Annotated in this window: 31 protein-coding genes; 6 read left to right on the top strand and 25 right to left on the bottom strand. The window is 46.8% G+C overall.

All coding sequences use genetic code 11. The features are described 5' to 3' along the window. The first annotated feature begins 38 nt into the window (after nt 1-38). The 5 genes from GC178_08205 to GC178_08185 all read left to right on the top strand — a co-directional run bounded on the left by GC178_08205 (nt 39) and on the right by GC178_08185 (nt 6,702). Nucleotides 39-2,441 (top strand): transketolase, encoded by a 2,403-nt coding sequence (locus tag GC178_08205; protein ID MBI1287549.1) that lies wholly within the window; start codon nt 39-41, stop codon nt 2,439-2,441. 118 nt (nt 2,442-2,559) lie between these two features. Continuing rightward, nucleotides 2,560-3,390 carry an N-acetylmuramic acid 6-phosphate etherase gene (gene murQ / locus GC178_08200; protein ID MBI1287548.1) on the top strand — a complete coding sequence of 277 codons (831 nt, stop codon included), beginning with the start codon at nt 2,560-2,562 and terminating at the stop codon, nt 3,388-3,390. Nucleotides 3,391-3,488: 98 nt separating this feature from the next. Continuing rightward, the gene (locus tag GC178_08195) at nt 3,489-4,058 is read left to right on the top strand and encodes a hypothetical protein (protein MBI1287547.1); all 570 of its coding nucleotides are present in this window, start codon (nt 3,489-3,491) and stop codon (nt 4,056-4,058) included. A 78-nt stretch (nt 4,059-4,136) separates the two neighbouring features. Further along, nucleotides 4,137-4,865, top strand: a complete 729-nt coding sequence (gene rlmB / locus GC178_08190) for a 23S rRNA (guanosine(2251)-2'-O)-methyltransferase RlmB (protein MBI1287546.1) — start codon at nt 4,137-4,139, stop codon at nt 4,863-4,865. Beyond that, nucleotides 4,858-6,702 carry a hypothetical protein gene (locus GC178_08185; protein MBI1287545.1) on the top strand — a complete coding sequence of 615 codons (1,845 nt, stop codon included), beginning with the start codon at nt 4,858-4,860 and terminating at the stop codon, nt 6,700-6,702. The genes rlmB and GC178_08185 overlap by 8 nt, the downstream gene beginning before the upstream one ends. Here GC178_08185 and GC178_08180 read toward each other — a convergent pair. The 3 genes from GC178_08180 to GC178_08170 all read right to left on the bottom strand — a co-directional run bounded on the left by GC178_08180 (nt 6,699) and on the right by GC178_08170 (nt 10,787). After that, nucleotides 6,699-7,616, bottom strand: a complete 918-nt coding sequence (locus GC178_08180) for a SpoIIE family protein phosphatase (GenBank protein ID MBI1287544.1) — start codon at nt 7,614-7,616, stop codon at nt 6,699-6,701. The two genes, GC178_08185 and GC178_08180, sit on opposite strands and share 4 nt — an antisense overlap. Nucleotides 7,617-7,687: 71 nt before the next feature. Beyond that, entirely contained in the window at nt 7,688-8,827 is a 1,140-nt protein-coding gene (locus GC178_08175; GenBank protein MBI1287543.1) for a hypothetical protein, read from the bottom strand. A gap of 148 nt (nt 8,828-8,975) precedes the next feature. Then, nucleotides 8,976-10,787, bottom strand: coding sequence for a UbiD family decarboxylase (locus GC178_08170; GenBank protein MBI1287542.1), 1,812 nt, complete (start codon nt 10,785-10,787; stop codon nt 8,976-8,978). A 47-nt stretch (nt 10,788-10,834) separates the two neighbouring features. Between GC178_08170 and GC178_08165 the strand changes: the two genes are divergently transcribed. After that, nucleotides 10,835-12,289, top strand: coding sequence for a hypothetical protein (locus GC178_08165; GenBank protein MBI1287541.1), 1,455 nt, complete (start codon nt 10,835-10,837; stop codon nt 12,287-12,289). On the opposite strand, the gene GC178_08160 is transcribed toward GC178_08165, so the two are convergent. From GC178_08160 to GC178_08055, 22 genes are all read right to left on the bottom strand, one after another. Beyond that, complete coding sequence (locus GC178_08160) at nt 12,276-13,571, bottom strand: phosphopyruvate hydratase (protein MBI1287540.1); 1,296 nt, start codon at nt 13,569-13,571, stop codon at nt 12,276-12,278. The genes GC178_08165 and GC178_08160 overlap by 14 nt on opposite strands. A gap of 40 nt (nt 13,572-13,611) precedes the next feature. Then, complete coding sequence (carA, locus tag GC178_08155) at nt 13,612-14,721, bottom strand: glutamine-hydrolyzing carbamoyl-phosphate synthase small subunit (GenBank protein ID MBI1287539.1); 1,110 nt, start codon at nt 14,719-14,721, stop codon at nt 13,612-13,614. Nucleotides 14,722-14,805: 84 nt separating this feature from the next. Beyond that, nucleotides 14,806-15,426 (bottom strand): 50S ribosomal protein L17, encoded by a 621-nt coding sequence (locus GC178_08150; GenBank protein MBI1287538.1) that lies wholly within the window; start codon nt 15,424-15,426, stop codon nt 14,806-14,808. A gap of 63 nt (nt 15,427-15,489) precedes the next feature. Then, on the bottom strand, nt 15,490-16,482 hold the full coding sequence (locus GC178_08145) for a DNA-directed RNA polymerase subunit alpha (GenBank protein ID MBI1287537.1): 993 nt from the start codon (nt 16,480-16,482) through the stop codon (nt 15,490-15,492). A gap of 26 nt (nt 16,483-16,508) precedes the next feature. Continuing rightward, nucleotides 16,509-17,114: a 30S ribosomal protein S4 gene (gene rpsD, locus GC178_08140; protein MBI1287536.1), complete on the bottom strand. Its 606-nt coding sequence runs from the start codon at nt 17,112-17,114 to the stop codon at nt 16,509-16,511. Nucleotides 17,115-17,134: 20 nt separating this feature from the next. Further along, a complete protein-coding gene (gene rpsK / locus GC178_08135) occupies nt 17,135-17,524 on the bottom strand; it encodes a 30S ribosomal protein S11 (GenBank protein MBI1287535.1) in 390 nt (129 codons plus the stop codon). A gap of 25 nt (nt 17,525-17,549) precedes the next feature. Beyond that, nucleotides 17,550-17,924 (bottom strand): 30S ribosomal protein S13, encoded by a 375-nt coding sequence (gene rpsM, locus GC178_08130; protein ID MBI1287534.1) that lies wholly within the window; start codon nt 17,922-17,924, stop codon nt 17,550-17,552. Nucleotides 17,925-17,956: 32 nt separating this feature from the next. Further along, nucleotides 17,957-18,073 carry a 50S ribosomal protein L36 gene (locus GC178_08125; protein MBI1287533.1) on the bottom strand — a complete coding sequence of 39 codons (117 nt, stop codon included), beginning with the start codon at nt 18,071-18,073 and terminating at the stop codon, nt 17,957-17,959. Nucleotides 18,074-18,080: 7 nt separating this feature from the next. After that, nucleotides 18,081-18,299, bottom strand: a complete 219-nt coding sequence (infA, locus tag GC178_08120; GenBank protein ID MBI1287532.1) for a translation initiation factor IF-1 — start codon at nt 18,297-18,299, stop codon at nt 18,081-18,083. Nucleotides 18,300-18,323: 24 nt separating this feature from the next. Continuing rightward, nucleotides 18,324-19,670: a preprotein translocase subunit SecY gene (gene secY, locus GC178_08115; GenBank protein MBI1287531.1), complete on the bottom strand. Its 1,347-nt coding sequence runs from the start codon at nt 19,668-19,670 to the stop codon at nt 18,324-18,326. A 6-nt stretch (nt 19,671-19,676) separates the two neighbouring features. Then, the gene (locus GC178_08110) at nt 19,677-20,123 is read right to left on the bottom strand and encodes a 50S ribosomal protein L15 (protein MBI1287530.1); all 447 of its coding nucleotides are present in this window, start codon (nt 20,121-20,123) and stop codon (nt 19,677-19,679) included. 20 nt (nt 20,124-20,143) lie between these two features. Further along, nucleotides 20,144-20,320 (bottom strand): 50S ribosomal protein L30, encoded by a 177-nt coding sequence (gene rpmD / locus GC178_08105; protein ID MBI1287529.1) that lies wholly within the window; start codon nt 20,318-20,320, stop codon nt 20,144-20,146. 24 nt (nt 20,321-20,344) lie between these two features. Next, on the bottom strand, nt 20,345-20,848 hold the full coding sequence (locus tag GC178_08100) for a 30S ribosomal protein S5 (protein ID MBI1287528.1): 504 nt from the start codon (nt 20,846-20,848) through the stop codon (nt 20,345-20,347). A gap of 18 nt (nt 20,849-20,866) precedes the next feature. Next, nucleotides 20,867-21,217: a 50S ribosomal protein L18 gene (locus GC178_08095; GenBank protein MBI1287527.1), complete on the bottom strand. Its 351-nt coding sequence runs from the start codon at nt 21,215-21,217 to the stop codon at nt 20,867-20,869. Nucleotides 21,218-21,229: 12 nt separating this feature from the next. Continuing rightward, nucleotides 21,230-21,784, bottom strand: coding sequence for a 50S ribosomal protein L6 (locus GC178_08090; protein MBI1287526.1), 555 nt, complete (start codon nt 21,782-21,784; stop codon nt 21,230-21,232). A gap of 23 nt (nt 21,785-21,807) precedes the next feature. Then, nucleotides 21,808-22,203: a 30S ribosomal protein S8 gene (gene rpsH, locus GC178_08085; protein MBI1287525.1), complete on the bottom strand. Its 396-nt coding sequence runs from the start codon at nt 22,201-22,203 to the stop codon at nt 21,808-21,810. A gap of 19 nt (nt 22,204-22,222) precedes the next feature. Continuing rightward, nucleotides 22,223-22,492, bottom strand: a complete 270-nt coding sequence (rpsN, locus tag GC178_08080) for a 30S ribosomal protein S14 (GenBank protein ID MBI1287524.1) — start codon at nt 22,490-22,492, stop codon at nt 22,223-22,225. Between the two features lie 8 nt (nt 22,493-22,500). Beyond that, nucleotides 22,501-23,052, bottom strand: a complete 552-nt coding sequence (rplE, locus tag GC178_08075) for a 50S ribosomal protein L5 (protein ID MBI1287523.1) — start codon at nt 23,050-23,052, stop codon at nt 22,501-22,503. Continuing rightward, nucleotides 23,052-23,369 carry a 50S ribosomal protein L24 gene (locus GC178_08070; GenBank protein MBI1287522.1) on the bottom strand — a complete coding sequence of 106 codons (318 nt, stop codon included), beginning with the start codon at nt 23,367-23,369 and terminating at the stop codon, nt 23,052-23,054. The genes rplE and GC178_08070 overlap by 1 nt, the downstream gene beginning before the upstream one ends. Before the next feature lie 19 nt (nt 23,370-23,388). Continuing rightward, nucleotides 23,389-23,757 carry a 50S ribosomal protein L14 gene (gene rplN, locus GC178_08065; protein MBI1287521.1) on the bottom strand — a complete coding sequence of 123 codons (369 nt, stop codon included), beginning with the start codon at nt 23,755-23,757 and terminating at the stop codon, nt 23,389-23,391. 3 nt (nt 23,758-23,760) lie between these two features. Then, entirely contained in the window at nt 23,761-24,024 is a 264-nt protein-coding gene (gene rpsQ, locus GC178_08060) for a 30S ribosomal protein S17 (protein ID MBI1287520.1), read from the bottom strand. 6 nt (nt 24,025-24,030) lie between these two features. Beyond that, nucleotides 24,031-24,222, bottom strand: a complete 192-nt coding sequence (locus tag GC178_08055) for a 50S ribosomal protein L29 (GenBank protein MBI1287519.1) — start codon at nt 24,220-24,222, stop codon at nt 24,031-24,033. Nucleotide 24,223 lies beyond the last annotated feature (1 nt).

The following is a 24,223-nucleotide window of genomic DNA, read 5'->3' as shown; positions in this document are numbered from 1 at the left end:
TTTTCGTATATTCGCAAGCCCTAAAAACGGGTGTAGGAATGACGGAAGAAGACGTAAAAACGAACTCAAAAAAGGCACTTAGCAAGGATGAATTCAAGCAGGAAGTTCTGAGTGATTTCCGCTTGGCCCTGGAAAGTCGTCAGGCCAGTTTGATCGGACGGAAAGAGGTTCTTACAGGAAAAGCCAAGTTCGGCATCTTCGGAGATGGAAAGGAGATTGCACAGATCGCGATGGCTAAGGCATTTCAGAACGGTGATTTCCGTTCTGGGTACTACCGCGATCAAACCTTCATGATGGCTTGCGGATTGCTCACCATTCAAGAATTCTTCGCGCAGCTTTACGCTCACCCAAGTTTGGAGGCTGATCCATCATCTGCCGGTCGTTCCATGAACGGCCACTTCTCTACCCGCTCTATCAACGAAGATGGTTCTTGGAAGAATCTGATGGAGCAGAAGAACAGCGCATCCGACCTCTCGCCAACTGCGGGTCAAATGCCACGTTTGCTGGGGTTGGCGCATGCTTCCAAAATTTATCGCGAGAACAAGGAATTGTATCAATTCACGCAGTTCTCCAACAAAGGAAACGAGGTTGCTTTCGGAACCATTGGCGATGCCAGTACATCCGAAGGGCATTTCTGGGAAACCATGAATGCAGCTGCGGTAACGCAAGTTCCTTTGGCCATTTCTATTTGGGATGATGGTTACGGTATTTCCGTTCCGAAGAAATATCAGACCGTAAAAGAGAGTATTTCTGAGGCGTTAGCTGGTTTTGTAAAGGAGAATTCAGAAACGGGAATCCGCATCTACAAGACCAAAGGTTGGGATTACGCGCACTTGGTCAAAACCTACGAAGAGGCGATTGCTTACTGTCGCAAGGAACACGTTCCAGTGCTGATACATGTTGAAGAAGTAACACAACCGCAAGGCCACTCGACTTCTGGTTCACACGAACGCTACAAGAGCAAAGAGCGTTTGGAGTGGGAAGCTGAATTTGATGGCATCAAGAAGCTTCGCGAGTTTATTATCGAGAAAGGAATCGCTACCTCTGAGGAATGTGATGAGATTGAGAAAGAAGCTGCCAAAACCGCTCGCGACCAAAAGAACGCAGCTTGGAAAGCGTTCATTTCTGAAATTGAAGCAGAGCGAGATGAGGTAATTGCCATGCTCGAAAAAGCAGGTCTTTCAGAACTCTCGAAAGGACTGAATACTGGTTTTGCACCAAGCAGAAAAGAAGTAATTGGCACAGTGCGCAAAGCCTTGTTGCAATTGAAAAACCAAGATGACTCGGTTCGTACTGAATTGAAATCATGGTTGGACACACAGAAGCAACTGAATAAGGAACGCTACAACAGCTACCTGCTGAGCGATACTCCAAACAGCGCCACCAAATTGGAAGCCGTTGCGCCAGAATATGATGCGGACGCCAAAATGATTGACGGCCGTGAAGTGCTGCTGCAAAACTTCGATGCTATATTCTCAGCCCGTCCGGAAGCAGTTGCATTCGGGGAAGATCTTGGAGGCATCGGTGGTGTGAACCAAGGTTTTGAAGGCCTTCAGAAGAAATTCGGAGAACATCGAATTTTTGATGTCGGCATCCGCGAAGCCAGCATCATGGGACAAGGAATAGGTATGGCGCTTCGTGGCCTTCGTCCAATTGCCGAGATCCAATACTTGGACTACCTACTTTATGGTTTGCAGCCGTTGAGCGATGACCTTGCTTCACTGCAATACAGAACCAAAGGAGGTCAGAAATGCCCGATGATCATCCGCACACGCGGTCACCGATTGGAAGGGATTTGGCATGCGGGTTCTCCAATGGGAATGATCATTAACGCGTTGCGGGGTGTTCATGTTTGCGTTCCGCGGAACATGACGCAAGCCGCAGGATTCTACAACACGCTTTTGGCATCAGATGATCCAGGATTGATCATTGAGCCATTGAACGGCTACCGAACCAAGGAAAAACTGCCATCGAACCTTGGAGCATTCAGAATACCATTGGGTACTCCCGAAATGCTTCGAGAAGGTTCGGACATTACAATTGTCACTTATGGTTCTTGTGTGAATTTGGCCATTAAAGCTTGTGATGATTTGGCTGACGCTGGCATTTCTGCAGAGCTGATAGATGTACAGACTCTCCTTCCGTTCGACACGAATCACTCCATTGTTGAATCACTCAAGAAAACCAACCGTTTGTTGGTCATTGATGAAGATGTTCCCGGAGGTGCATCGGCTTACATTCTACAGAAGATCGTAGAAGAGCAGAAAGGTTATTTCTACTTGGACAGCGAACCCAAAACGTTGACTGCTCAGGCACACAGAACGGCATACGGAACGGATGGCGATTACTTTAGCAAACCGAGTATTGAAGACATGGTTGAAGCAGCTTATGCCATTATGAGTGAAGCTGATCCGAACAGATTTCCGAATATTTTCGGATGATGGATATGACATTTTATTGCCACAGAAACACAGATTTTCACGGAGTCTTCACAGATAAACATTCTTTTGTTCTGTGATTTCTGAGTCTCTTTGGCTCAATCATGTTTAACTGTCATTGATGGACAACCGAATAACCGAATCCAGTTCCAACTACGACAACTTGGAACACATGTCGGTCAACGAACTGCTGACCAACATTAACCGCGAGGACAAGACCGTTCCGTTTGCCATAGAAAAAGCCATTCCACAGATTGAAAAACTGATTGCAACGGTTATTTCCAAGATGGAAAATGGCGGGCGTTTGTTCTACATCGGAGCGGGAACCAGCGGCCGTTTAGGAATTGTAGATGCATCCGAATGTCCGCCTACGTATGGTGTTCCGCACGGATTGGTGATCGGTATTATTGCTGGTGGCGATTCTGCCATTCGCAAAGCGGTTGAGTTTGCTGAAGACAGCGAAACACAAGGCTGGAAAGACCTTCAAGAACATGACATCTCAAATAAAGATGTGGTTGTGGGAATCAGTGCTTCGGGAACTGCACCATACGTAATAGGTGCATTGAAAGAATGTAGGGCCAATGGTGTGACAACCGGTTGTATTTCGTGCAACAATAATTCACCGATGGCGGCTGCATCAGACTTTCCTATCGAAGTGGTTGTCGGGCCAGAATTCGTAACTGGAAGTACGCGTATGAAAGCGGGAACAGCTCAGAAACTGGTTCTGAATATGATCACCACCACAACCATGGTCAAGCTTGGCCGCGTGAAGGGCAACAAAATGGTTGACATGCAATTGAGCAACAACAAATTGGTGGACCGAGGCGTTCGGATGATCATGGACGAAACAGGTGTGGAACGTACCATCGCGGAGCAGTTGCTGAACGAGCACGGAAGTGTTCGCAAAGCGGTAGATTTTCATTTCGCACAAAGACGCGAAGACGCAGAGTAAACAAATTTGTTCATCACATAATTCATCATTAAAACACATTTCAGCGTCTGACCATTTCTCCCTTTTGGGGAGATGCCGTAGGCAAAGGGGTTTTCATCATGCATTCCATCGAACCATATTATCGCTGGCGCGATTACTACATCGCAGCGGAAGACATGCGCTCACCATTCTTTGGTCGCGAGTACAGTGAATTCGAATTCACCGATCACATCTACGATTTCGCACTTCATCCGCAATGGGACAACATGGATTCGCCCACGCTTTTCCTGAAAGTGCTGTACGCAGATTACGAGCAAGGTTATGCCATCATTGAATTCATTGGCGAGTGGAACGACCTGCTGTACAACGACATCATGTTGCTGAAACGCGACATCATCGAAGCCATGATGTACGAAGGAATCAACAAGTTCATTCTCATTGGTGAGAACATCCTCAACTTCCATTATTCGGATGAAGAATACTATTCTGAGTGGTTCGATGAGGTGGAAGACGGTTGGATCATCGGCCTCAATTTCCGCGACCATGTGATCCGCGAAATGCAGCAGGCGCAGATCGATTACTACATCAATTTGGGTGGTCTATTTCAGGACATCAACTGGCGAACATTCAGCCCAAGCCGCCTTTTTGAGGTGTGTGACGAGTTGGTTTCGAAAAGATTGCAGGCCTGATCGCTTGCTGCGCCAACGCTCAAAGCTATCTTCACCAAATCATTTATTGCGATGCGCGAGAGAGACACAGAACAGAATATGATTTTTGGCATTCGCCCAGTGCAGGAAGCCGTTGAATCCGGGAAGGAAATTGAACGGGTTTTCCTTCGCAAAGGCTCCACCAATCCAGGCGTGAATGACATCAAGCGTAGCCTGAAGCGATTGCGCGTTCCGTTTCAGGAAGTTCCGCAGGAAAAGCTGAGCCGACTTACACGAAAGAACCACCAAGGTGTGGTGGCGCTACTCTCTCCTATCGAGTATCAGGAGTTGGAGAACGTGGTGCAACGATTGTTCGAAGAAGGAAAAGAACCTCTGATTCTTGTACTCGACCGTGTTTCTGATGTCGGGAATTTTGGAGCTATTTGCCGTTCGGCAGAATGTGCTGGCGTAGATGCGATTCTCATTCCGACCAAAGGAAGTGCGCAGGTCAATTCGTTTGCAGTAAAAAGCTCCGCTGGTGCCATTTTCAATATTCCGATCTGTAGAACCGGACACATTCTATCGGAAGTTCGTCAGTTACAGGAGAGCGGACTTCGCATTGTGGCTGTCTCCGAGAAAGCAGATCAAACGATTTACGAGGCGAATCTTTCTGGGCCTTTGGCTTTGATCATGGGTTCGGAGGAAGACGGAATCGGTGATGGACTGATGGAATTGGTGAATGACCACGTGAAAATTCCGATGGTTGGGAATACGGGTTCGTTGAACGTGTCGGTTGCGACAGGAATTATCCTTTTCGAGCGTTTACGCCAGAACTCGAAAAATGGGTAAGACCGAAAAGGTCATACTCGGCATTATCCTATTCGTAGGAGCTGCGCTCCGTGTTTACAATTTCTGGGATTTCTCGCTCTCCAACGATGAGTTGAGCGCCTTGGCGCGATTGAACTTCAATTCATTGCGAGACCTTATCATGGAAGGAGTCCGTATCGATGGTCATCCGCCTGCGGCACAGGTCGTTCTCTGGTACATGACCAAATGGTTCGGAAACAGCGTTTTCGTAGTTCGGTTACCCTTTGTTCTGGCAGGAATCGCCTCTGTCTATTTCATATTCCGCGTAGCGAAAGAGTGGGTCAGCACTTCAGCGGGTCTGCTCAGTTCGGCAACGTTCGCAACACTCATCTTCCCTGTGCTTTACAGTAGAATTGCTCGGCCGTATGCGCTCGGAATGTTGTTTGCCTTGATGGCGGCCTTCTTCTGGATCAGAATCGTGAAGGAGAAACATAGCCTCGCTGATTATTTCTTGCTTGCGCTGAGTTTGGCCTTGTGTGCCTACTCGCATTACTTCGCTGCTTTTGTGGCGGCCATGCTGGCCGTTTCGGGAACGTTCCTTATCAAGGGAAGGAATCTCCGGAATTACTTGTTTGCCTTGGTCGGAGCTTTCCTGTTATTCCTCCCTTACATCCCGATCTTCTTGCACCAACTCAGTTTAGGCGGTGTAGGTCAGTGGCTCAGTAAACCTGAAAACGATTGGCTTTGGGAACACATCCGATACGTTTTCAATGATTCGTGGATTGTTCTCATCATCATTCCAATTGCTGGTATTTCTGGCTACTTCCTCTGCAAATCCAAGAAATCCTTCTTGAAAATTGGGCTTCCGCTGATTTTCTTCCTCGCTCCCTTTGTGGTTGGCTTTGCCTATTCTAAATGGGTGAATCCTGTGCTTCAGAACAGCACGCTGCTCTTCTCATTTCCGTTTCTGTTGGTGTTCATTTTTGCTGGATGGAACGATGACAGACCGAAGATCACGACAGCAGCATCAATTGTACTTCTAACCGTTTCGTTTTCGAGCACCGTTTTCGAAAAGCAGTTTTTCCGAACGAATTACTTCGGTGTTTTCAAAGAATTGGCCGTTGACGTGATCGATTGGAACAAGGAAGTAAATTCCAATGCCTTGCTCATTGGCGACTTCAATCATCCCTTCTACATCAACTATTATTTGGAGAGAAACGAGCCGTTGAAACTTTCACTCTATCGAACAACCGATGAAAAGGGTCTGGCAGAACTGAAATCGCTGGTGGATACTTCTTCCAACGAATACGCCATTTATGCGTGGTCAACGATAAATCAAGTTCCCGAAGTGGAGGCCATCATCCGAGAGAAATTCCCCATTGAAGTAAAACGCGACACGTATTTCAATTCTGAAGTGGTGATGTTCCGAAAAGGCGTGTCGGAATTCTCGTTCTCTGAAAAACTGAACTTCGAAAAAACAGACAGTTGGAACGTTAATCCCGATGCTGTTCAGCAAGATTCAACTGGCATCAAATACATTCAGATGACAGGCGAAAATCTATTCGGACCGACCTTCCAAACCTCCGTCCAGCCGTTGATCGATAAAGGCGTTTCGGAAATCGTTGTTCGAATCACCTGTTCTGAGATCAGCGAAACGAGCGGCATCCAACTCGTGTACGAACAGTCGAACGGAGACGACCGATATGTCTGGGAATCAGACCCTTTTGCACGGCAGTTCAGTTCTGGTGGACCGAACTGGGGCGTATTCAGCTATAAACTCAAATTGCCTCATGGCGATGTGGACATGCTGAAAATCTACCCGTGGTCTGCGGATGGAGAATGGGTTAATCTCTACTCGATGGAAGTAGGCTTCCGTTAGAGGCGCATGCCGATAAGCAGCGTGTCGTCCAACTGAACAAGGTCGCCTTTCCAGTCGTCAAACGTGCGCTCCACCTGCTTCAACTGCCTTCGCGGACTCAGTTCGTGTATGTCGAAAAGGAGTGAGCGGAAATTATCGTACTTGAATTTCTTACCAAGTGGGCCACCGAATTGGTCGGGATAACCGTCCGAGAAGATGTATACCATGTCACCTTCCTTCAGTTCGAACGTGTGATTGGTAAAAAGTCGAAGGTCGTCCATCTGCGCCAGCCCAATGGGAAACTTATCGCCTTTGGTCTCGATCAGTTTGCCATCTCGCATCACGTAAAGCGGATTGTAAGCACCCGCGTACTGTAGCTGCCTATTCTTGTAATCGACACAGATGAGGGCAATGTCCATTCCGTCCTTGATCCCCATTTCCACCGTTCCGCCCTGCTGCTTCAGCATGGAACTTACGCTTCGGTTCAACGAATCAAGGATCAATGCGGGCGTGGTCAGACCTTCTTCACGCACAGCCGCATTCAGGGCATTGTTCCCGATGATGGACATGAACGCGCCTGGCACTCCGTGTCCCGTACAGTCCACGGCCGCCACCAGGATCTTCTCATCATATTCCATCAACCAGTAGAAATCGCCACTAACAATATCACGTGGTCGGTGAAAGACAAACGACTCGGGAATGGAGCTTCTGAAACGCTCTTCGGATGGAAGAATCGCTTCCTGAATAAGTCGTGCGTAATGGATGCTGCTGAGCAGGTCTTCATTCCGTTCGTTCAGCTGCGCCAATGCCTTGCTGACACGGTTCTTTGCCTGATTGAGCTCGATGGAACTCAGTTCGATGGCACGCTGAAGCAGCGCCAAGTTCTCCTCGTAGTGATCGTAAGCGTCACTTATAATAGCCAAAAGGCCCTCCATCTCTTTCGGGATGGGGGCACCTCTCAGATATTTGCGTATCTGTCTATTGAGTAACTTGCTGTTGTACACGGTTATACCTCGGCAAAGGTCGTAATTGTCATTGTTTGATTATGCAACTCACAACGGGCCGATTCAACAACAGGCGAAATTTCTCCGTAAGAATAAAATCCAGTAATAGTAGTTCCATTTCCCAATACTGATTGAACAGCCTCGACTTCCTCGTCAATTCGTTGCCCTAAGATAAGTTTCCTACCGACACAACTGATCAAAAGAGCCAGTTTTTCACCAGAACCTCCTCCTTTTTGCGTGGTGTGTTCAGCGGCAAGATTGGCACCTTCGATCAATTTGTCGAAGTTGGCCTTCATCAATCTCACGTAGCATCCTTCGGGAATATCGCCAGCGAAGGTCATGCTGTTCTGCTCCTCATCAACACCGAGAACTGTTCTTACAATCGTGTCCGATTCTTCATCGAATTTCAAACCCAGCGGAAAAAGCAGCGCGGAACCAGGGAGTTCCGAAGCCTTATCGCCCAGGTACATTTTGTAAAGTTCCAATGCCGACTGACCATCCAGTTCATAGAGAACATTCCCTTCCGAACGCGTCACCAAACGCTCCGCCCCGAAGTTGTCCCAACCTCCTACCGAACCGTAACCGACCTCAATGTCGCTTCCGTAAAAACCAACCGCTACGATCAGGTTTTCCTTCGGTGGGCCGTCCAAACCGACCAATGTCTTTTCGAAGTTGGCCGCATCTCCTGCCAAGCCTCCCGTGCAGGGAACTTTCTCGTCCAACGTGGAATTGACACCTTTTACGATCTCGCTTCCGTTCACGTGCAAACCGTCCGAAAGCAGAAATACGTGCGACAGTCCTTCGCCTTTCAATTCGTTGGCCAAACGAACTCCAGCATCAAAACTGCTCTTGGCATCATTGATATCCATGGAAGTGACCTTGATGCTCGTCTTCTCGAACTCGACTGCCGTTACCGCCAAAGAATCGTCATATACAAGATCCTCCAATATCTCTCCAGACGTGCTTCCCATCAGGATGTGAGCCGATGGATACATCGACTTTATCTCCTCGAATTTCGATGCGTCTTCCAATAATTTTCTGGCACCGAAAACAAATACGAGATTGGCTGTTTCGCCAATGTCCTCGATCTTGATCTCCTGCCAACCGCCTTCCGCAGTCCATTGTCTTTGTTCCGTCTTCATGATTGCTGATCAATAAGTAGCAGATGAACGGTGAGCATTATTCAAGGTTACGAATAGACCGCAATCATCAACCTATTCGGACAAATTCACACATATCGGAAATTGACGATACGTGATTCACGTAAATGAAGTGCGTAAATTGGAAGGGTCAGATGATTCCGTACAACGATGCACCTTTGATCCCAAGTCGGTCAACCCGCTTTTCCACTTCGGGATCTTTGATGAGCGGAGGCGCATGATGGGGTTTTATCCGCGCATCAAAAACCACAGAACCTGTGCAGCCCCAGTGTTTGTTTTCAATGAACTCCCCTACTCCGTGAATGTCGTGTGAAGGATTGCTGCGTGTGAAGGTGACCCACAGGAAATTGTTCAGCGTTCGAGCAACGAATTCGCTGTCATCGACCAAAACAATCATAGGAAATCCTTCAAGATTCCTTTGCTGAGACTCCAAAACTGACGTCAGCTTTTTCACATCAGACCCATCTGAATATTTGTTGGATTCGATGGCCAGAACGCCTTCAAAAACCACCTTCGGATTCTTGAACCCATCGGGAAGATTCAACTCAGGAACTTCCGTGGCTAATTCTCTCTTTTTAGAACCGACAGCAGCTACCACCAACTTGGAACCGCTGTTCAGATCCGTTCCGCTGTAATCGAGCGTATCGATGGTCGTTCTGGTCTGAAAATGCAGATCGCGCGTTGGATCAAATCGCTCTAAAACGTATTTGAAAAACGCCTTTTCGTCTTTAGAACTTGGCGAATTCTCATCTTTTGCAATGATGAAAAGGAACTTGGCCAATGACATCTGATTGAAACCCAAAATGGCATTGGCTGTTGTGAGCAATTCCTGCGGTTGCTTCACTTCCAAATAAGGCGTGTAGCGCTCACTTCCAACCGCCAAAAGCAACGGATGAACTCCCGCAGCATCAACAGCATTCACTTCGTGCAATCCAGGAATGGTCTGCGGAAGAATAGCTCCCGTGATCTCGTGGATCAACGCACCGAAACTGGTGTCTTCCTGTGGTGGCCGACCAACCACCGTAAACGCCCAAATTCCATTCTTCTTGGCAAGAACTTTTTTCACCCGCATTAGCGGGAAATCGTGCTTCAGACTATAGTAACCTAAGTGATCACCGAACGGTCCTTCAGGTTTGTTTTCCATGGGATAAACCTCACCGAGAATGACAAAATCGGCATCCGCAGAAACGGTGAAACCATCCTGCTTGAAATAGCGGAAATTCCTACCACCCAACGCACCTGCAAAAGCAACCTCTGGTAATCCTTCTGGCAATGGCATTACAGCTGCAAACGAATGTGAAGGCGGTCCACCAACGAACACGGCCACTTTGAGCGGCTGCCCCGCGTTGTTACTTTTGGTCTGATGAATCCCGATGCCGCGATGCAATTGGTAATGCAGACCAATTTCCTTGTTCTGCACATAATCGTTTCCACCCAACTGAACGCGATACATTCCCAAGTTGGAATTCATGATTCCTGATCGGTCAATGTCTTCCGAATAAACTTGCGGCAGCGTTACGAACGGACCGCCATCATCTGGCCAGCATTTTATCTGCGGCAGATCGGAGATAGAAACTTCCTCGAAACTGCTCTTCCATTGAAAAGGCAATGCGTCAATACCTCCTTGTAAGGCGGAAATGATCCAAGATGGATTCTTCATGAGGAGCGATGGGTCGCCTTTCATCTGAACCAAACGCTTCACTCTTTCCAACGAATCGCGGAAAATGAATCGGCTACGCTCAAGAGACCCGAACAGGTTAGAAACCGCGCGATACTTGGAGTCTTTCACATTCTCGAAAAGCAACGCTGGGCCGTTGTTCTCAAAAACCCGCAAATGGATGGCGGCCATTTCCAAATTCGGATCGACCTCTTCGGTTATCCGAACCAAATGACCGTGCTTTTCAAGGTCTTTGACACACTGCTCAAGCGAACGATATCCCATCTGTGCGAAAATAACCACAAGCAGCGCGACTTGTTTAAATTCGCTCGATGTCACGTTTCTTCCGTTTTCCGTACGTACTTGCCACCATTGTGGTACTTGGAATCGCATTGCATTGGAGCATTTGGCAGTTGGACATCATGGGAATTCATGCTTGGCGACAAACGCAGACCATGACGGTTGTCGAGAATTTCGTCTTCGAAGACATGAATATTCTGAACCCACGCATCAACTCGCGTGGCGATGGCGATGGCATTTTCCGAATGGAATTTCCGCTGATGCAATGGGTTTTCGCATGGTTTTACCGTCTGTTTGGAGATAATCTGACAATTGCCCGTGCGCTCACATTCATCATTTCCATTTTCAGCGGCATCGGCTTTTACCGCCTGCTGAAAGCTTACGGTCTTTCCGATACCGTAAGTTCAATCGGCATGTGGTGTCTTTCGTGGTCGCCTGTATTCTTTTATTACGCTGTAAATCCGCTTCCAGACAATCTTGCGCTTTGCTTCGGCATTTGGAGTCTGAGCTTTCTGAAACGGTATCAACAAAACGGTTTGGTTCGCCAATTGGCTGGTTTCGGCATCTTCTTGGCATTGGCCACAGCGGTCAAACTGCCCTTTATTCTTTTCGGTGCTGGATACATTCCTGTGTTCATTCAAAACCTGAGAAAATCTCCAGCTAAATCCATTCTGCATGCGTCAATCCTTATCGCAACCATGCTTCCTGCTATTGCTTGGTATGCTTGGGTGATTCCGCAATGGAAGAACACGGCTTTGATCGGTGGCGTTGGAGCCGAGGCGTCATTCGATTCCGCATCTGCATTCAACAACATTTGGGGCGTATTTCATTCGCTACTTCCCGAACTCTTCGTGAACTATGCCGCTGTTCTGTTTTTCATAGTAGGTTTTATCGTGCTCTTTCAGACAAAGGACTTTTTGAAGCTTTACGCTTCGGAAATATTCATCTTCGGATCTGTACTGCTGTATTATCTCTACGAAGTGAACATGATAGGAATGGCGCACGATTACTACCTGTTTCCTTTCCTTCCAATCATATTCTTACTGGTAACCGCTGGTGCAAAACGGGTCATTCTCAGCAGACAGATGTGGCTCCGATACGTTGGGTTGATCGCATTGCTGATACTTCCGTTGACGGCTTACTTGAGGGCCATTGGACGGTGGACTCCGATGGGAAATGAAAAAGCCATTCTCGAACACAAAGAAGAATTGCGGAATCTGATTCCTGATGATGCATTGGTCGTGGTAGGAAATGACCCTTCTACTCACATTTTTCTTTATCACATACATAAAAAGGGATGGACGTTTGAGCAGGATTGGCTGACCACCGAAGAGTTGAAAGACCACATTGAGCACGGTGCAAAGTACCTCTACTCCAACACGGATCATGTGAGAAAATCAGAAGGAATCAGTCAATTCTTGGAAGAACCGATCTTCGATAAGGATGGAATCACGGTTTACCCGTTGAAGCGAATCAGCGATTCTTGACGTACCTCATCGTCTTGCCAAGGAACTGGGCTTCCTCGCCAAGCAACTCTTCAATACGAAGCAACTGATTGTACTTAGCGATACGATCAGAGCGAGATGCAGAGCCTGTTTTGATCTGCCCCGTTCCCAAAGCCACAGCAAGGTCAGCAATGGTCACATCTTCGGTTTCACCAGAACGGTGGCTCATAACGGAAGTATATCTGTTAGCTGTAGCCATTTTTACCGCATTGATGGTCTCAGTCAGCGAACCGATCTGGTTCACTTTCACCAAAATTGAGTTGGCCACACCATTCTCAATTCCTCGGCTCAGACGCTCCACATTTGTCACAAAAAGGTCATCGCCCACCAGCTGAACTTTATCTCCGATCGTGTCTGTCAGTTGCTTCCAACCATCCCAGTCGTTCTCATCCAAACCGTCTTCAATCGATACGATCGGATATTTCGAAGACCAATCTTTCCACAAAGAAACCATATCAGAACTGCTCAGTTTTTCGCCTGATGACTTGTGCAGATGATAAACACCTTCATCCTTCAGGTAGAACTCAGAAGAAGCAGCGTCCATAGCCATGAAAATATCTTCACCTGGACGGTAACCAGCATTCTCAATTGCCTTGAGAATAACCTCAACCGCCTCATCGTTCGACTTTAAATTCGGGGCAAAACCACCTTCATCTCCAACGTTTGTGGAATAGCCTTTGTCGTGCAGTACTTTCTTTAGATGATGGAACACTTCCGTTCCCATTCTCAAGCACTCCGAAAATGAACTCGCGCCAGCGGGCATGATCATGAACTCCTGAAAATCGATACTGTTATCGGCATGCGAACCACCGTTGATGATGTTCATCATCGGAATCGGAAGCAAGTTCGAATTCACTCCGCCCACATAACGGAACAGCGGTTGACCAGCCTCTTCAGCAGCCGCTTTTGCCACAGCCATCGAAACTCCCAAAATGGCGTTGGCTCCCAAGTTGCTCTTGTTGGCCGTACCATCCAGATCCATCATTCGCTTATCGATGAGATGCTGATCGAACACATAGCTTCCTGTAATGGCTTCAGCAATCGCACCGTTCACATTTTCAACGGCTTTCAGCACTCCTTTTCCAAGAAATCTGCTTTTATCGCCATCCCGAAGCTCCACTGCTTCATGCTCTCCTGTAGACGCTCCTGAAGGAACCGCAGCTCTTCCAAGAACTCCGTTCTGTGTGATTACGTCAACTTCCACGGTAGGATTTCCTCGCGAATCCAATATCTGACGGGCAACAACTTTAGCTATGTAGGTCATTCTTCGTTGAGTAGTGAATTAGATTATCAGTTAATTCAAATCAGGCAAGAACCATCTTCATGTTCTCTACAAACTGATCAAACAGATAGCGACTATCGTTCGGTCCTGGCGATGATTCTGGGTGATATTGCACACTGAATACCGGACGACCTTTCAATCGCAAACCTGCAACTGTATTGTCGTTGAGATGTACATGCGTGATTTCAATATCAGCATGGTTCTCACATGCTTCGCGATTCACCACAAAACCGTGATTTTGGGATGTCACTTCGCATTTGCCTGTTTCAAGGTTCTTGATCGGATGATTGATGCCACGGTGACCGTTGTGCATCTTGTAAGTCGGAATTCCCTGACTGATGGCCATCACTTGATGACCGAGGCAGATTCCGAAAACCGGAATTCCAGAATCGATCATTTTGGTAACGGTTTCGCTTACCGCTGGCATGGCTGCAGGATCGCCAGGGCCGTTAGAGATCATAAATCCTTCAGGATTCCATTCCATGATCGTATCGAATGGCGTGTCCATCGGGAACACTTTCAGGTAGCAACCTCGTTCAGCAAGGCATCTCAAGATGTTCTTCTTCACACCAATATCAAGAACCGCCACACGATGGTCTGCATTCTCATCTCCGTAGAAATAAGGCTCTTTCGCGCACACTTTGGATGAAAGCTCTAAACCTTCCATAGAAGGAACTTTTTCCAATTGCTTCTTCAGAACTTCAACATCCAACTCTTCAGATGAAATGATGGCGTTCATGGCGCCTTTATCACGAATGTGTTGAACGATGGCTCGTGTATCCACATCGGAAATTCCAACCACTTGGTTTTCTTCGAAATAACCTTGGATGTTGTCAACTCCTCTTGGTCGGCTGTAAACCTTTGAGAAGTATTTACACACCAATCCGCTGATCTTCATTCCTTCCGACTCAACGTCTTCCGGACTTACGCCATAGTTTCCTATATGAACGCTTGCCGTAACCATGATCTGACCGTAGTAAGATGGATCGGTGAAAATCTCCTGATATCCGGTCATTCCAGTGTTGAAGCAGATCTCGCCTGTGGTCGTTCCGATCTTGCCTGCCGCTTTCCCTCTGAAAACTGTTCCGTCTTGGAGTAATAGGATCGCGTCAGGTCTGTTCTGGTATTTCATCTGCTTTTGGGTTTGGGCAAAATTAAAAAAGGACGAACCGTAAGCGGCTCGTCCTTCTGTCAACTTTTAAACACGTTTTGAAAATCAGGCTTTTTTCTTTTCGTCTCCGCCTTCTTCTTCCTTTGCAGCTTCATCAGCAGCCGGCTCTTCCGCCTTGGCTTCTGGAGCAGCTTCTGCTGGTGCAGCCTCTTCAACTGGTGCCTCTACAACTTCTTCAGCTACTTCAGCCTTTGGCTCTTCTGCCTTTGCTTCAGCCGCTGGAGCAGCTTCCGCTTTCTTAGCAGCACCACCAGTACTTCTGCGGCTTCTTCTGCTACGCTTCGGCTTGGCTTCTTTCACCAACAGCTCGTTGAAGTCAACCAACTCGATCATCGCCATATCTGCGCTATCGCCCAAACGTGTTGGCAACTTGATGATGCGTGTGTAACCACCTGGACGATCAGCAACTTTCGGAGACACTTCACGGAAAAGCTCCGCAGTAGCCTCTTTGTCTTTCAAGTAGCTGAATACCACTCTACGTGCATGCGTCTCATCAACCTTCGACTTGGTGATCAACGGCTCCACGTAAGAGCGTAGTGCTTTCGCCTTGGCTACAGTTGTAGTGATTCTTTTGTGAAGAATCAATGAACTGGCCATGTTTGACAGCATTGCATCGCGATGCCCTTTCTTTCTCCCTAAATGGTTAAAACCTTTCCTATGTCTCATTTCAATAGTTCAATGTTCAAGGTTCAAAGTTCAATCGCAAGAACTTGAAACTTGAGGCTTTTATTAATCCTCGTCCAGTCTGTATTTCGCAACGTTCATTCCGAAGGTCAAGTTCTTAGAGTGAACCAGATCCTCCAACTCTGTCAAAGACTTCTTACCGAAGTTTCTGAATTTCAATAGATCGTTCTTGTTGTAAGAAACAAGGTCGCCCAACGTTTCCACGTCAGCTGCTTTCAAGCAGTTCAATGCACGAACAGAAAGATCCATATCAACCAATTTGGTCTTCAACAATTGACGCATGTGCAACGCGTTCTCATCGAATTCCTCCGCTGGCTTTTTCACTTCAGTCTCCAAAGCGATCTTCTCGTCAGAGAACAACATGAAGTGGTGAATAAGGATCTTGGCAGCTTCTTTCAATGCATCCTTCGGATGAATAGAACCATCCGTTGTGATCTCCATCACCAATTTCTCGTAGTCGGTCTTCTGCTCCACACGGAAGTTCTCGATAGAGTACTTCACATTTTTGATCGGAGTGAAGATGACATCGATAGCAATGGTTCCAACTGGAGCGCTTGCTGGCTTGTTATCTTCAGCAGGAACGTAACCACGGCCTTTATCAATTGTAAGGTCCATGTTCAGTTTTACTGACTTCTCCATGTGGCAGATAACCAACTCTGGATTCAATACTTGGAAACCTGTGAGGAACTTGCCGATATCACCAGCGGTCAATTTATCCTGTCCTGAAACAGAAACTGTAACACGCTCATTTTCCTGCGTATCGATCTGACGCTTGAAACGTACCTGCTTCAAGTTAAGAACCATTTCAGTCACGTCCTCAACAACTCCAGAAACGGTTGAGAACTCATGCTCTACACCATCAATACGGATTGAGGTGATCGCAAATCCTTCCAATGAGTTGAGAAGGATTCTTCTCAGCGCGTTACCGATAGTGATACCGTAACCTGGCTCAAGTGGACGGAATTCGAATTCTCCAACACGCTCATCTGAGTTGAGCATGATGACTTTATCAGGTTTTTGAAAATCAAGTATTGCCATGATTATTTGATGCCTTTTAGCAGTTATTACTTAGAATACAATTCGACAATGAGCTGCTCATTGATGTTCTCAGGAATTTCTTCGCGAGTTGGATAGTGCATGAACTCTCCTTCCATGTTTGAAGGATTCCAGCTCAACCATGCGCTATCGCACGAGTTGGCAGCAAGCGATTCGCTGATCGCTTCCAATGACTTCGACTTTTCGCGGACCGCGATCTTCTCACCTGGTCTGATGGAACGTGAAGGAATGTTACAAACCTCACCACCGACAGTTATATGACGATGCGTTACCAACTGACGGGCAGCTGCACGAGAAGGAGCAATTCCCATTCGGTAAACCACGTTGTCCAAACGAGCCTCGCACAATTGCAACAGCAACTCACCTGTAATACCAGATTTGCTTGATGCCTTGTGGAAAAGGTTCTCGAACTGACGCTCAAGCATACCGTAAGTGTACTTGGCCTTTTGCTTCTCCATCAACTGAACACCGTAGTCAGACTGCTTCTTTCTGCGTCTGTTGTTACCGTGCATCCCAGGAGGATAGCTTTTCTTCTCCAAGTACTTATCCGGTCCGTAGATAGCCTCTCCGAACTTTCGTGCAATTTTCGATTTTGGTCCTGTATATCTGGCCATTTCTTTATTCTAATGCGTGCTTAAACTCTTCTTCTTTTCGGTGGGCGACATCCGTTGTGTGGAAGTGGCGTTACGTCTACGATCTCGCTAACTTCAATTCCACTTGCGTGAATGTAACGGATAGCCGACTCGCGACCACCGCCTGGTCCTTTCACAAACACCTTTACTTTTCTCAGACCAGCCTCATACGCAACCTTGGCGCAATCGGTAGCTGCGGTCTGAGCAGCGTAAGGAGTGTTCTTTTTGGAACCTCTAAAGCCTTGCTTACCAGCAGACGACCAAGAGATGACTTCTCCTTTGTTGTTGGTAAGAGAGATGATGATGTTGTTGAAAGTTGCGTTGATGTGCGCTTCTCCAACTGCATCGACCTTAACGGTTCTTTTTCTTGTAGTTTTTGATGTCTTTGCCATTTCCTCGAATTATCGAAGTCTATTATTACTTGGTTACCTTCTTCTTGTTGGCAACAGTTTTTCTCTTTCCTTTTCTCGTACGAGAGTTGTTCTTGGTCTTCTGTCCACGAAGTGGAAGACCTGAACGGTGACGGATACCACGGTAGCAACCGATATCCATCAATCGCTTGATGTTCATCTGGGTAAGAGAACGAAGCTCACCTTCCGTTTTGATAAGGCCGATAGCCTCACGGATAGCAGCTTGCTCATCGTCTGACCACTCTTCTACTTTCTTGTCACGGCTGATGTTTGCACCGTCAAGGATTTTCCCTGCGGTTACTCTACCGATCCCGTAGATGTAGGTAAGGCCGATTTCGCCTCTCTTGTTCTTTGGAAGATCTATTCCTGCAATTCTTGCCATTGTACTTATTCTATACAGTTACGTAAAGGCTATTAACCTTGTCTTTGTTTGAACTTCGGATTCTTCTTGTTGATCACGTAGACGCGTCCTTTTCTCTTGACGATCTTGCAATCTGCACTTCTCTTCTTTACTGATGCCCTGACTTTCATCTTGCAATTATTTATATCGGTATGTAATACGTCCTTTTGTAAGATCGTAAGGACTCATTTCAACTTTTACTTTATCTCCTGGTAGAATCTTTATGTAGTGCATTCGCATCTTTCCTGAAATGTGGGCTGTGATCACATGCCCATTCTCCAACTCCACACGGAACATGGCATTTGATAGTGCTTCCACTACGGTGCCGTCCTGTGATATAGATGCTTGTTTTGCCATACGCTTCCTCTAACCTCTCTCCTTTTATCCGGCCATGCTCATTGAAGAGCGACCTTTGATTCTACCTGACTTCATCAATCCGTCATAGTGACGCATCAACAAATGACTCTCGATCTGCTGTAGTGTGTCGAGCACCACACCGACCATGATCAACAATGATGTTCCTCCATAGAACTGTGCAAACTGAGCGTTCACTCCAAAGATCATCGCAATGGATGGAAGGATGGCAACGATTCCAAGGAAAATAGATCCCGGGAGCGTAATACGCGACATGATCGTATCGATGTACTCTGCCGTCTTCTTCCCAGGCTTCACTCCAGGAATGAAACCTCCAGTGCGTTTCATGTCTTCCGCCATCTGATTCGGGTTGATAGTGATGGCCGTATAGAAATACGTGAACACGATGATCAACAGGAAGAAGGTGATGTTGTATGCAGGACCCGTGAAATCTGAGAATGCAGTAACGAACCAAGATGCACTATCGCCAGCAAAACCACCCAATGTGATCGGCACGAACATGATCGCTTGCGCGAAGATGATCGGCATAACACCAGCAGCATTCACCTTCAAAGGAATGTACTGACGTGTTCCTCCTTGTGGCAACGCCTGACGACCAGAGATGGCAGCCCGTGCAACCTGAACTGGAATTCTTCTGGTTCCCTGAACCAACAGAATGGAGAAGACGATCACAAACAGCAGCACAACCAATTCAATCAAGAAGATGACAAGTCCACCACCAGACTGCTCCAACTTGGAGAAGAATTCTGCGATGAATGAGAACGGCAATCTCGCCATGATACCCACCATGATGAGCAATGAGATACCATTTCCAATTCCTTTATCAGTGATACGCTCACCCAACCACATGACGAATACGGTTCCTGTGATAAGAATTAACCATGCGGTGAACCAGAACAGACTTGGTGATGTCAAGAAAGCATCTACAGGCAATTGCGACTGAAGGTTTGCAATGTACCCTGGTGCCTGACCAGCCGTGATAAGGATTGTCAGGTAACGTGTGTACTGATTGATCTTCTTTCGTCCGCTCTCTCCTTCTTTCTGCAATTTCTGCAAAGCTGGAACCGCCATACCTGCCAACTGCAACACGATGGATGCAGAGATGTAAGGCATGATACCCAATGCGAAAATGGAAGCGTTTGAGAACGCACCACCCGAGAACATGTTCAACAGACCGAGAAGACCGTCTGAGGTCTGTGCCTGAAGTGCACCCAATTTAGATGGGTCCAAACCTGGCAACACCACAAACGAACCCACTCTGTAGATCATGATGAAACCCAAGGTGTTGAGAATCCTCGTCCTTAGGTCATCGATCTTCCAGATGTTCTGAAGTGTATCTATAAATTTCTTCATCTACCCTTATAGCGTAACAACTGTTCCTCCAGCTGCTTCGATTGCACTTACTGCTGTTTTAGAGAATCCGTGTGCTGACACCTCCAATTTGGCTTTCAGCTCACCTCTTCCCAAGATTTTCACCAACTCGTTCTTGTTGGCAAGTCCGTTTTCGATAAGAACCTCAGGAGTGATAGCCGATACTTTCTTCTCGTCAGCCAACTTCTGAAGTGTATCCAAGTTGATACCGTGGTATTCTACTCGGAACGGATTCTTGAATCCGAACTTCGGAACGCGTCTTTGAAGTGGCATCTGACCACCTTCAAAACCTACTTTCTTCTTGTAACCAGAACGCGACTTGGCACCTTTGTGTCCACGTGTTGATGTTCCACCGTGACCGCTTCCTTCGCCTCGTCCGATGCGTTTTCTACTCTTGGTAGAACCTGCTGCTGGTTTTAGATTATTCAGAGCCATTGCCTAATTCGTTGTTCTGTTTATTCTACTACTTCTACCAAGTGACCTACCGCTTTTACCATTCCCATGATCTGCGGAGTGTTCTCGTGTTCAACCACCTGGTTCATTTTTTTCAATCCCAAAGCCTGAAGAGTCTTCTTCTGGCGCGCAGTTCTGTTGATTGCGCTTCTTACTTGCTTTACCTTGATCGTAGCCATTTTACTTGCTCTTTATCGGGATAATTATCCGTTGAATACAACGTCAAGTTTAACTCCTCGCTGGTTCGATACCGCAATGGCATCACGCATTTCGCTCAATGCAAGGAATGTTGCCTTTACCACGTTGTGCGGGTTTGAAGAACCTTTAGACTTTGCCAATACGTTCTTAACTCCGGCAGCTTCAAGAACTGCACGCATTGCACCACCTGCAATAACACCGGTACCCAAAGAAGCTGGCTTCAAGAATACGCGCGCTCCGCAGTACTTGTTCTCTTGCTCGTGCGGAACAGTTCCATTGATAAGTGGCACACGGACCAAGTTCTTCTTCGCATCGTCAATTCCTTTAGCGATAGCTTCAGTAACTTCCTTTGCTTTTCCAAGACCGTGTCCTACAACTCCGTTCTCATCACCAACTACAACGATGGCTGAGAAACTGAAGGTTCTACCACCCTTGGTCACCTTGGTTACACGCTGAATACCAACTACGCGGTCTTTCAGCTCAATATCTGTTGATTTTACTCTTTTCATCTTTTCTCAGTAACCAGATTAGAATTTAAGACCTTCTTCACGAGCACCATCAGCCAACGCTTTCACACGTCCGTGGTACAGGTAACCGTTACGATCGAAAACAACAGTTTCGATACCAGCTTCCTTTGCCTTCTCTGCGATCAACTTACCCACTTTACCAGCGATCTCCGTCTTGGTTCCTTTCTCATCAGCCACTCCTTTCTCTGAAGAAGATGCAGACAATAGGGTTTTACCATCGTTGTCATCGATCAACTGAACATAGATGTCCTTGTTGCTGCGGAAAACCGACATTCTTGGTCTGTCTGCAGAACCCGACACTACGCTACGGATGCGTTTCTTGATCTTTAGTCTTTTATTACTGGTAGCCATTTCCTCTACTTCTTATTTTTTAGCTGCTGATTTCCCAGCCTTTCTTCTGATCTGTTCTCCTACGAACTTGATACCCTTTCCTTTGTAAGGTTCAGGCTTTCTCAATGAGCGGATCTTGGCGCAAACCTGTCCGATCAATTGCTTGTCGTGCGACTTGAGCGTGATGATGGGATTCTTACCTCTTTCCATCGCGGTCTCAACCTTGATCTCGTTTGGAAGAAGAAAAACCACGTTGTGCGAGAAACCCAATGAAAGCTCAAGCTCCTGCCCTTTGTTGCTGGCACGGTAACCTACACCTACCAATTCCAGCTTCTTCTCGTATCCTTTAGATACGCCTTCTACCATGTTGTTGATAAGCGAACGGTAAAGCCCGTGGTAGGCTTTGGTCTGCTTGGCCTCATTCTCACGGACAAGCTCAACGTTTCCATCCTTCACTTCTACTTTGATAGAAGGATCGAAAGCCTGAGTAAGCTCACCCAATGGACCTTTTACTTTCACAACGTTGTCACCAACGGTTATCTCAACTCCTTGAGGTACTACGACCGGTGCTAATCCTATCCTTGACATTGCTCTTCTCTTCTTTCAGTTTCTTAGTACACGTAGCAGAGAACTTCTCCACCAATATGTTGTGCCCTTGCTTCTTTATCGGTCATCACCCCATGAGATGTTGACACAACAGCTACTCCAAGACCATTCTTTACGCGTGGCAATTCGCCCGCTCCGGAATACTTACGAAGTCCTGGCTTACTTACACGCTCCAATCCTTTGATGGCATTCACCTTCGTGTGTGGATTGTACTTGAGAGCGATCTTGATATTGCCTTGAACACCTTCGTCCTCGAACTTGTAGTTCAGGATGTATCCTTTCTCGAAAAGGATCTTAGTGATAGCCTTTTTCACGTTGGATGCAGGAATATCAACCACTTTGTGGTTCGCCTGAATCGCGTTTCTAACTCTTGTCAGATAATCTGCTACTGGATCTGTCATTTTCTTTCGAATAAATCGCTTACCAACTTGCCTTTTTAACACCTGGAATGAGCCCGGCATTGGCCATCTCTCTGAACTGAATCCTGCTGATACCGAAATCTCTCATGTATCCTTTAGGACGACCGGTGATGCTGCATCTGTTATGCAAACGGATAGCAGCTCCGTTCTTAGGAAGTCTTGCCAATGCTTGGAAGTCTCCTTCTTCTTTCAGTCTCGCTCTTTTCTCAGCATAACGGGCAACAAGCTTTGCACGCTTGCGCTCTCTTGCTTTCATTGATTCTTTAGCCATGCTCTTTCTTACTTTTTAAATGGCATTCCGAACTCGGTCAAAAGTGCGAGTCCTTCTTCGTTTGTCTTAGCAGTTGTCACGAAAGTGATGTCCATACCAAGAATCTTGTTCACTTTATCGATATCGATCTCTGGGAAGATGATCTGCTCGGTGATTCCCATGTTGTAGTTACCAGCGCCATCAAATCCTTTAGGGCTGATACCACGGAAGTCACGTACACGAGGAAGAGCGACTGCTACCAATCTTTCCAAGAATTCATACATCTTGTCTCCACGAAGCGTAACGCGGGCACCGATGGCCATTCCCTTACGCAATTTGAAGTTGGCGATGTCTTTCTTAGACTTTGCGGCAACTGCTTTCTGACCAGCGATGGTTGACATGTCGTTCAACGCTGCCTCAAGGATCTTCTTGTCAGCAACTGCCTGTCCAAGTCCTTGGTTCAAGCAGATCTTCTGCAGTTTTGGAACTTCCATAATACTCTTGTACTGGAACTTCTCTTGAAGAGCAGGAACGATCTCGTCCTGGTACTTCTTTTTAAGTGTCGGTGCTGTACTGCTCATCACTTAATTACTTCTCCGGATTTCTTAGAATATCTTACAAGCTTACCATCAACCTCTTTTCTTCCCACTTTGGTGGTTTCTCCTGTTTTAGGATCAACCAACATAAGGTTAGAAATGTGGATGGGTGCTTCTTTCTCCACAATACCTCCGTTAGGATTGGCGGCATTCGGCTTGGTGTGACGCTTAACGATGTTTGCTCCTTCTACCAACGCTTTGTTCTTAGAAGGGAACACTTCAAGCACCTTGCCTTCAAGTCCTTTGGACTCACCGGTCATTACCTTAACGGTATCGTCTTTCTTAATGTGAAACTTTGCCATTGCTTTGCTTCTTGCTATATCAAAGCACCTCTGGTGCAAGTGATACGATCTTCATGTATTGTTTCTCTCTCAACTCACGCGCAACTGGTCCGAAGATTCGAGTTCCTCTCATCTCACCAGCATTGTTCAAAAGAACTACCGCGTTGTCATCGAAACGGATGTATGATCCGTCCTGTCTTCTGGTCTCTTTCTTGGTCCTTACAACCACAGCTTTAGAAACCGTACCTTTTTTAGCGTTACCGGATGGAACAGCATCTTTTACTGTTACCACGATGGTATCACCGATGCGCGCATAACGCTTTCTGGTTCCACCAAGAACCCTGATGCAAAGAACTTCCTTTGCTCCGCTGTTATCAGCTACTTTAAGTCTTGACTCTGTCTGTATCATGGCTTACTTGGCTTTTTCAATGATCTCTACCAACCTCCAGTTCTTAGACTTGCTCAAAGGACGTGTCTCCATGATGCGAACCGTATCTCCGATACCGCAGTCGTTGTTCTCATCGTGTGCATGGAACTTGTTCGTCTTCTTAACGAACTTTCCATACATCGGGTGCTTCACTTTACGCTCAACGCTAACAGTGATGGTCTTATCCATCTTATCGCTGGTAACGACCCCGATCCTTTCTTTTCTAAGGTTTCTTGCTGTACTTTCCATTTCAGCTTATGCTTTGCTCCTTTTAGTTCGCTCTGTCATCAAACGAGCGATCAATCTTCTTGAGTGCTTCAACTCTTGCGGATTCTCAACTGGAGATACCGCGTGATTCATTTTCATCTTGGCAAGCTTCAATCGCTCTTCCGCCAACTTGTCTTCCAGCTCTTCGCCTGACAATTCTCTTATTACTGCGTTTTCCATT

This window comes from Flavobacteriales bacterium (genome assembly GCA_016124845.1).
Taxonomy (GTDB): Bacteria; Bacteroidota; Bacteroidia; order UBA10329; family UBA10329; genus UBA10329.
The sequence above is the reverse complement of the archived record's forward strand: the minus strand, read 5'-3'. Positions and strand labels throughout refer to the sequence as shown.

Coding starts and splice junctions, on each gene's coding strand:
- infA (MBI1287532.1), bottom strand. CDS start 18,299: ATGGCAAAACAAGCATCTATATCACAGGACGGCACCGTAGTGGAAGCA.
- GC178_08095 (MBI1287527.1), bottom strand. CDS start 21,217: ATGGCTACCAGTAATAAAAGACTAAAGATCAAGAAACGCATCCGTAGC.
- GC178_08170 (MBI1287542.1), bottom strand. CDS start 10,787: ATGGGATATCGTTCGCTTGAGCAGTGTGTCAAAGACCTTGAAAAGCAC.
- carA (MBI1287539.1), bottom strand. CDS start 14,721: ATGAAATACCAGAACAGACCTGACGCGATCCTATTACTCCAAGACGGA.
- GC178_08145 (MBI1287537.1), bottom strand. CDS start 16,482: ATGGCAATACTTGATTTTCAAAAACCTGATAAAGTCATCATGCTCAAC.
- GC178_08125 (MBI1287533.1), bottom strand. CDS start 18,073: ATGAAAGTCAGGGCATCAGTAAAGAAGAGAAGTGCAGATTGCAAGATC.
- secY (MBI1287531.1), bottom strand. CDS start 19,670: ATGAAGAAATTTATAGATACACTTCAGAACATCTGGAAGATCGATGAC.
- GC178_08185 (MBI1287545.1), top strand. CDS start 4,858: ATGGGTAAGACCGAAAAGGTCATACTCGGCATTATCCTATTCGTAGGA.
- GC178_08160 (MBI1287540.1), bottom strand. CDS start 13,571: ATGACCTACATAGCTAAAGTTGTTGCCCGTCAGATATTGGATTCGCGA.
- rpsD (MBI1287536.1), bottom strand. CDS start 17,114: ATGGCCAGATATACAGGACCAAAATCGAAAATTGCACGAAAGTTCGGA.
- rpsQ (MBI1287520.1), bottom strand. CDS start 24,024: ATGGAAAGTACAGCAAGAAACCTTAGAAAAGAAAGGATCGGGGTCGTT.
- murQ (MBI1287548.1), top strand. CDS start 2,560: ATGGACAACCGAATAACCGAATCCAGTTCCAACTACGACAACTTGGAA.
- GC178_08205 (MBI1287549.1), top strand. CDS start 39: ATGACGGAAGAAGACGTAAAAACGAACTCAAAAAAGGCACTTAGCAAG.
- rpsH (MBI1287525.1), bottom strand. CDS start 22,203: ATGACAGATCCAGTAGCAGATTATCTGACAAGAGTTAGAAACGCGATT.
- rpsM (MBI1287534.1), bottom strand. CDS start 17,924: ATGGCAAGAATTGCAGGAATAGATCTTCCAAAGAACAAGAGAGGCGAA.
- rplN (MBI1287521.1), bottom strand. CDS start 23,757: ATGATACAGACAGAGTCAAGACTTAAAGTAGCTGATAACAGCGGAGCA.
- rpsK (MBI1287535.1), bottom strand. CDS start 17,524: ATGGCAAAGACATCAAAAACTACAAGAAAAAGAACCGTTAAGGTCGAT.
- GC178_08150 (MBI1287538.1), bottom strand. CDS start 15,426: ATGAGACATAGGAAAGGTTTTAACCATTTAGGGAGAAAGAAAGGGCAT.
- GC178_08110 (MBI1287530.1), bottom strand. CDS start 20,123: ATGGCTCTGAATAATCTAAAACCAGCAGCAGGTTCTACCAAGAGTAGA.
- rpmD (MBI1287529.1), bottom strand. CDS start 20,320: ATGGCTACGATCAAGGTAAAGCAAGTAAGAAGCGCAATCAACAGAACT.
- GC178_08090 (MBI1287526.1), bottom strand. CDS start 21,784: ATGTCAAGGATAGGATTAGCACCGGTCGTAGTACCTCAAGGAGTTGAG.
- GC178_08055 (MBI1287519.1), bottom strand. CDS start 24,222: ATGGAAAACGCAGTAATAAGAGAATTGTCAGGCGAAGAGCTGGAAGAC.
- GC178_08100 (MBI1287528.1), bottom strand. CDS start 20,848: ATGAAAAGAGTAAAATCAACAGATATTGAGCTGAAAGACCGCGTAGTT.
- rplE (MBI1287523.1), bottom strand. CDS start 23,052: ATGAGCAGTACAGCACCGACACTTAAAAAGAAGTACCAGGACGAGATC.
- GC178_08070 (MBI1287522.1), bottom strand. CDS start 23,369: ATGGCAAAGTTTCACATTAAGAAAGACGATACCGTTAAGGTAATGACC.
- GC178_08180 (MBI1287544.1), bottom strand. CDS start 7,616: ATGGAGGGCCTTTTGGCTATTATAAGTGACGCTTACGATCACTACGAG.
- GC178_08175 (MBI1287543.1), bottom strand. CDS start 8,827: ATGAAGACGGAACAAAGACAATGGACTGCGGAAGGCGGTTGGCAGGAG.
- rpsN (MBI1287524.1), bottom strand. CDS start 22,492: ATGGCTAAAGAATCAATGAAAGCAAGAGAGCGCAAGCGTGCAAAGCTT.
- GC178_08195 (MBI1287547.1), top strand. CDS start 3,489: ATGCATTCCATCGAACCATATTATCGCTGGCGCGATTACTACATCGCA.
- GC178_08165 (MBI1287541.1), top strand. CDS start 10,835: ATGTCACGTTTCTTCCGTTTTCCGTACGTACTTGCCACCATTGTGGTA.
- rlmB (MBI1287546.1), top strand. CDS start 4,137: ATGATTTTTGGCATTCGCCCAGTGCAGGAAGCCGTTGAATCCGGGAAG.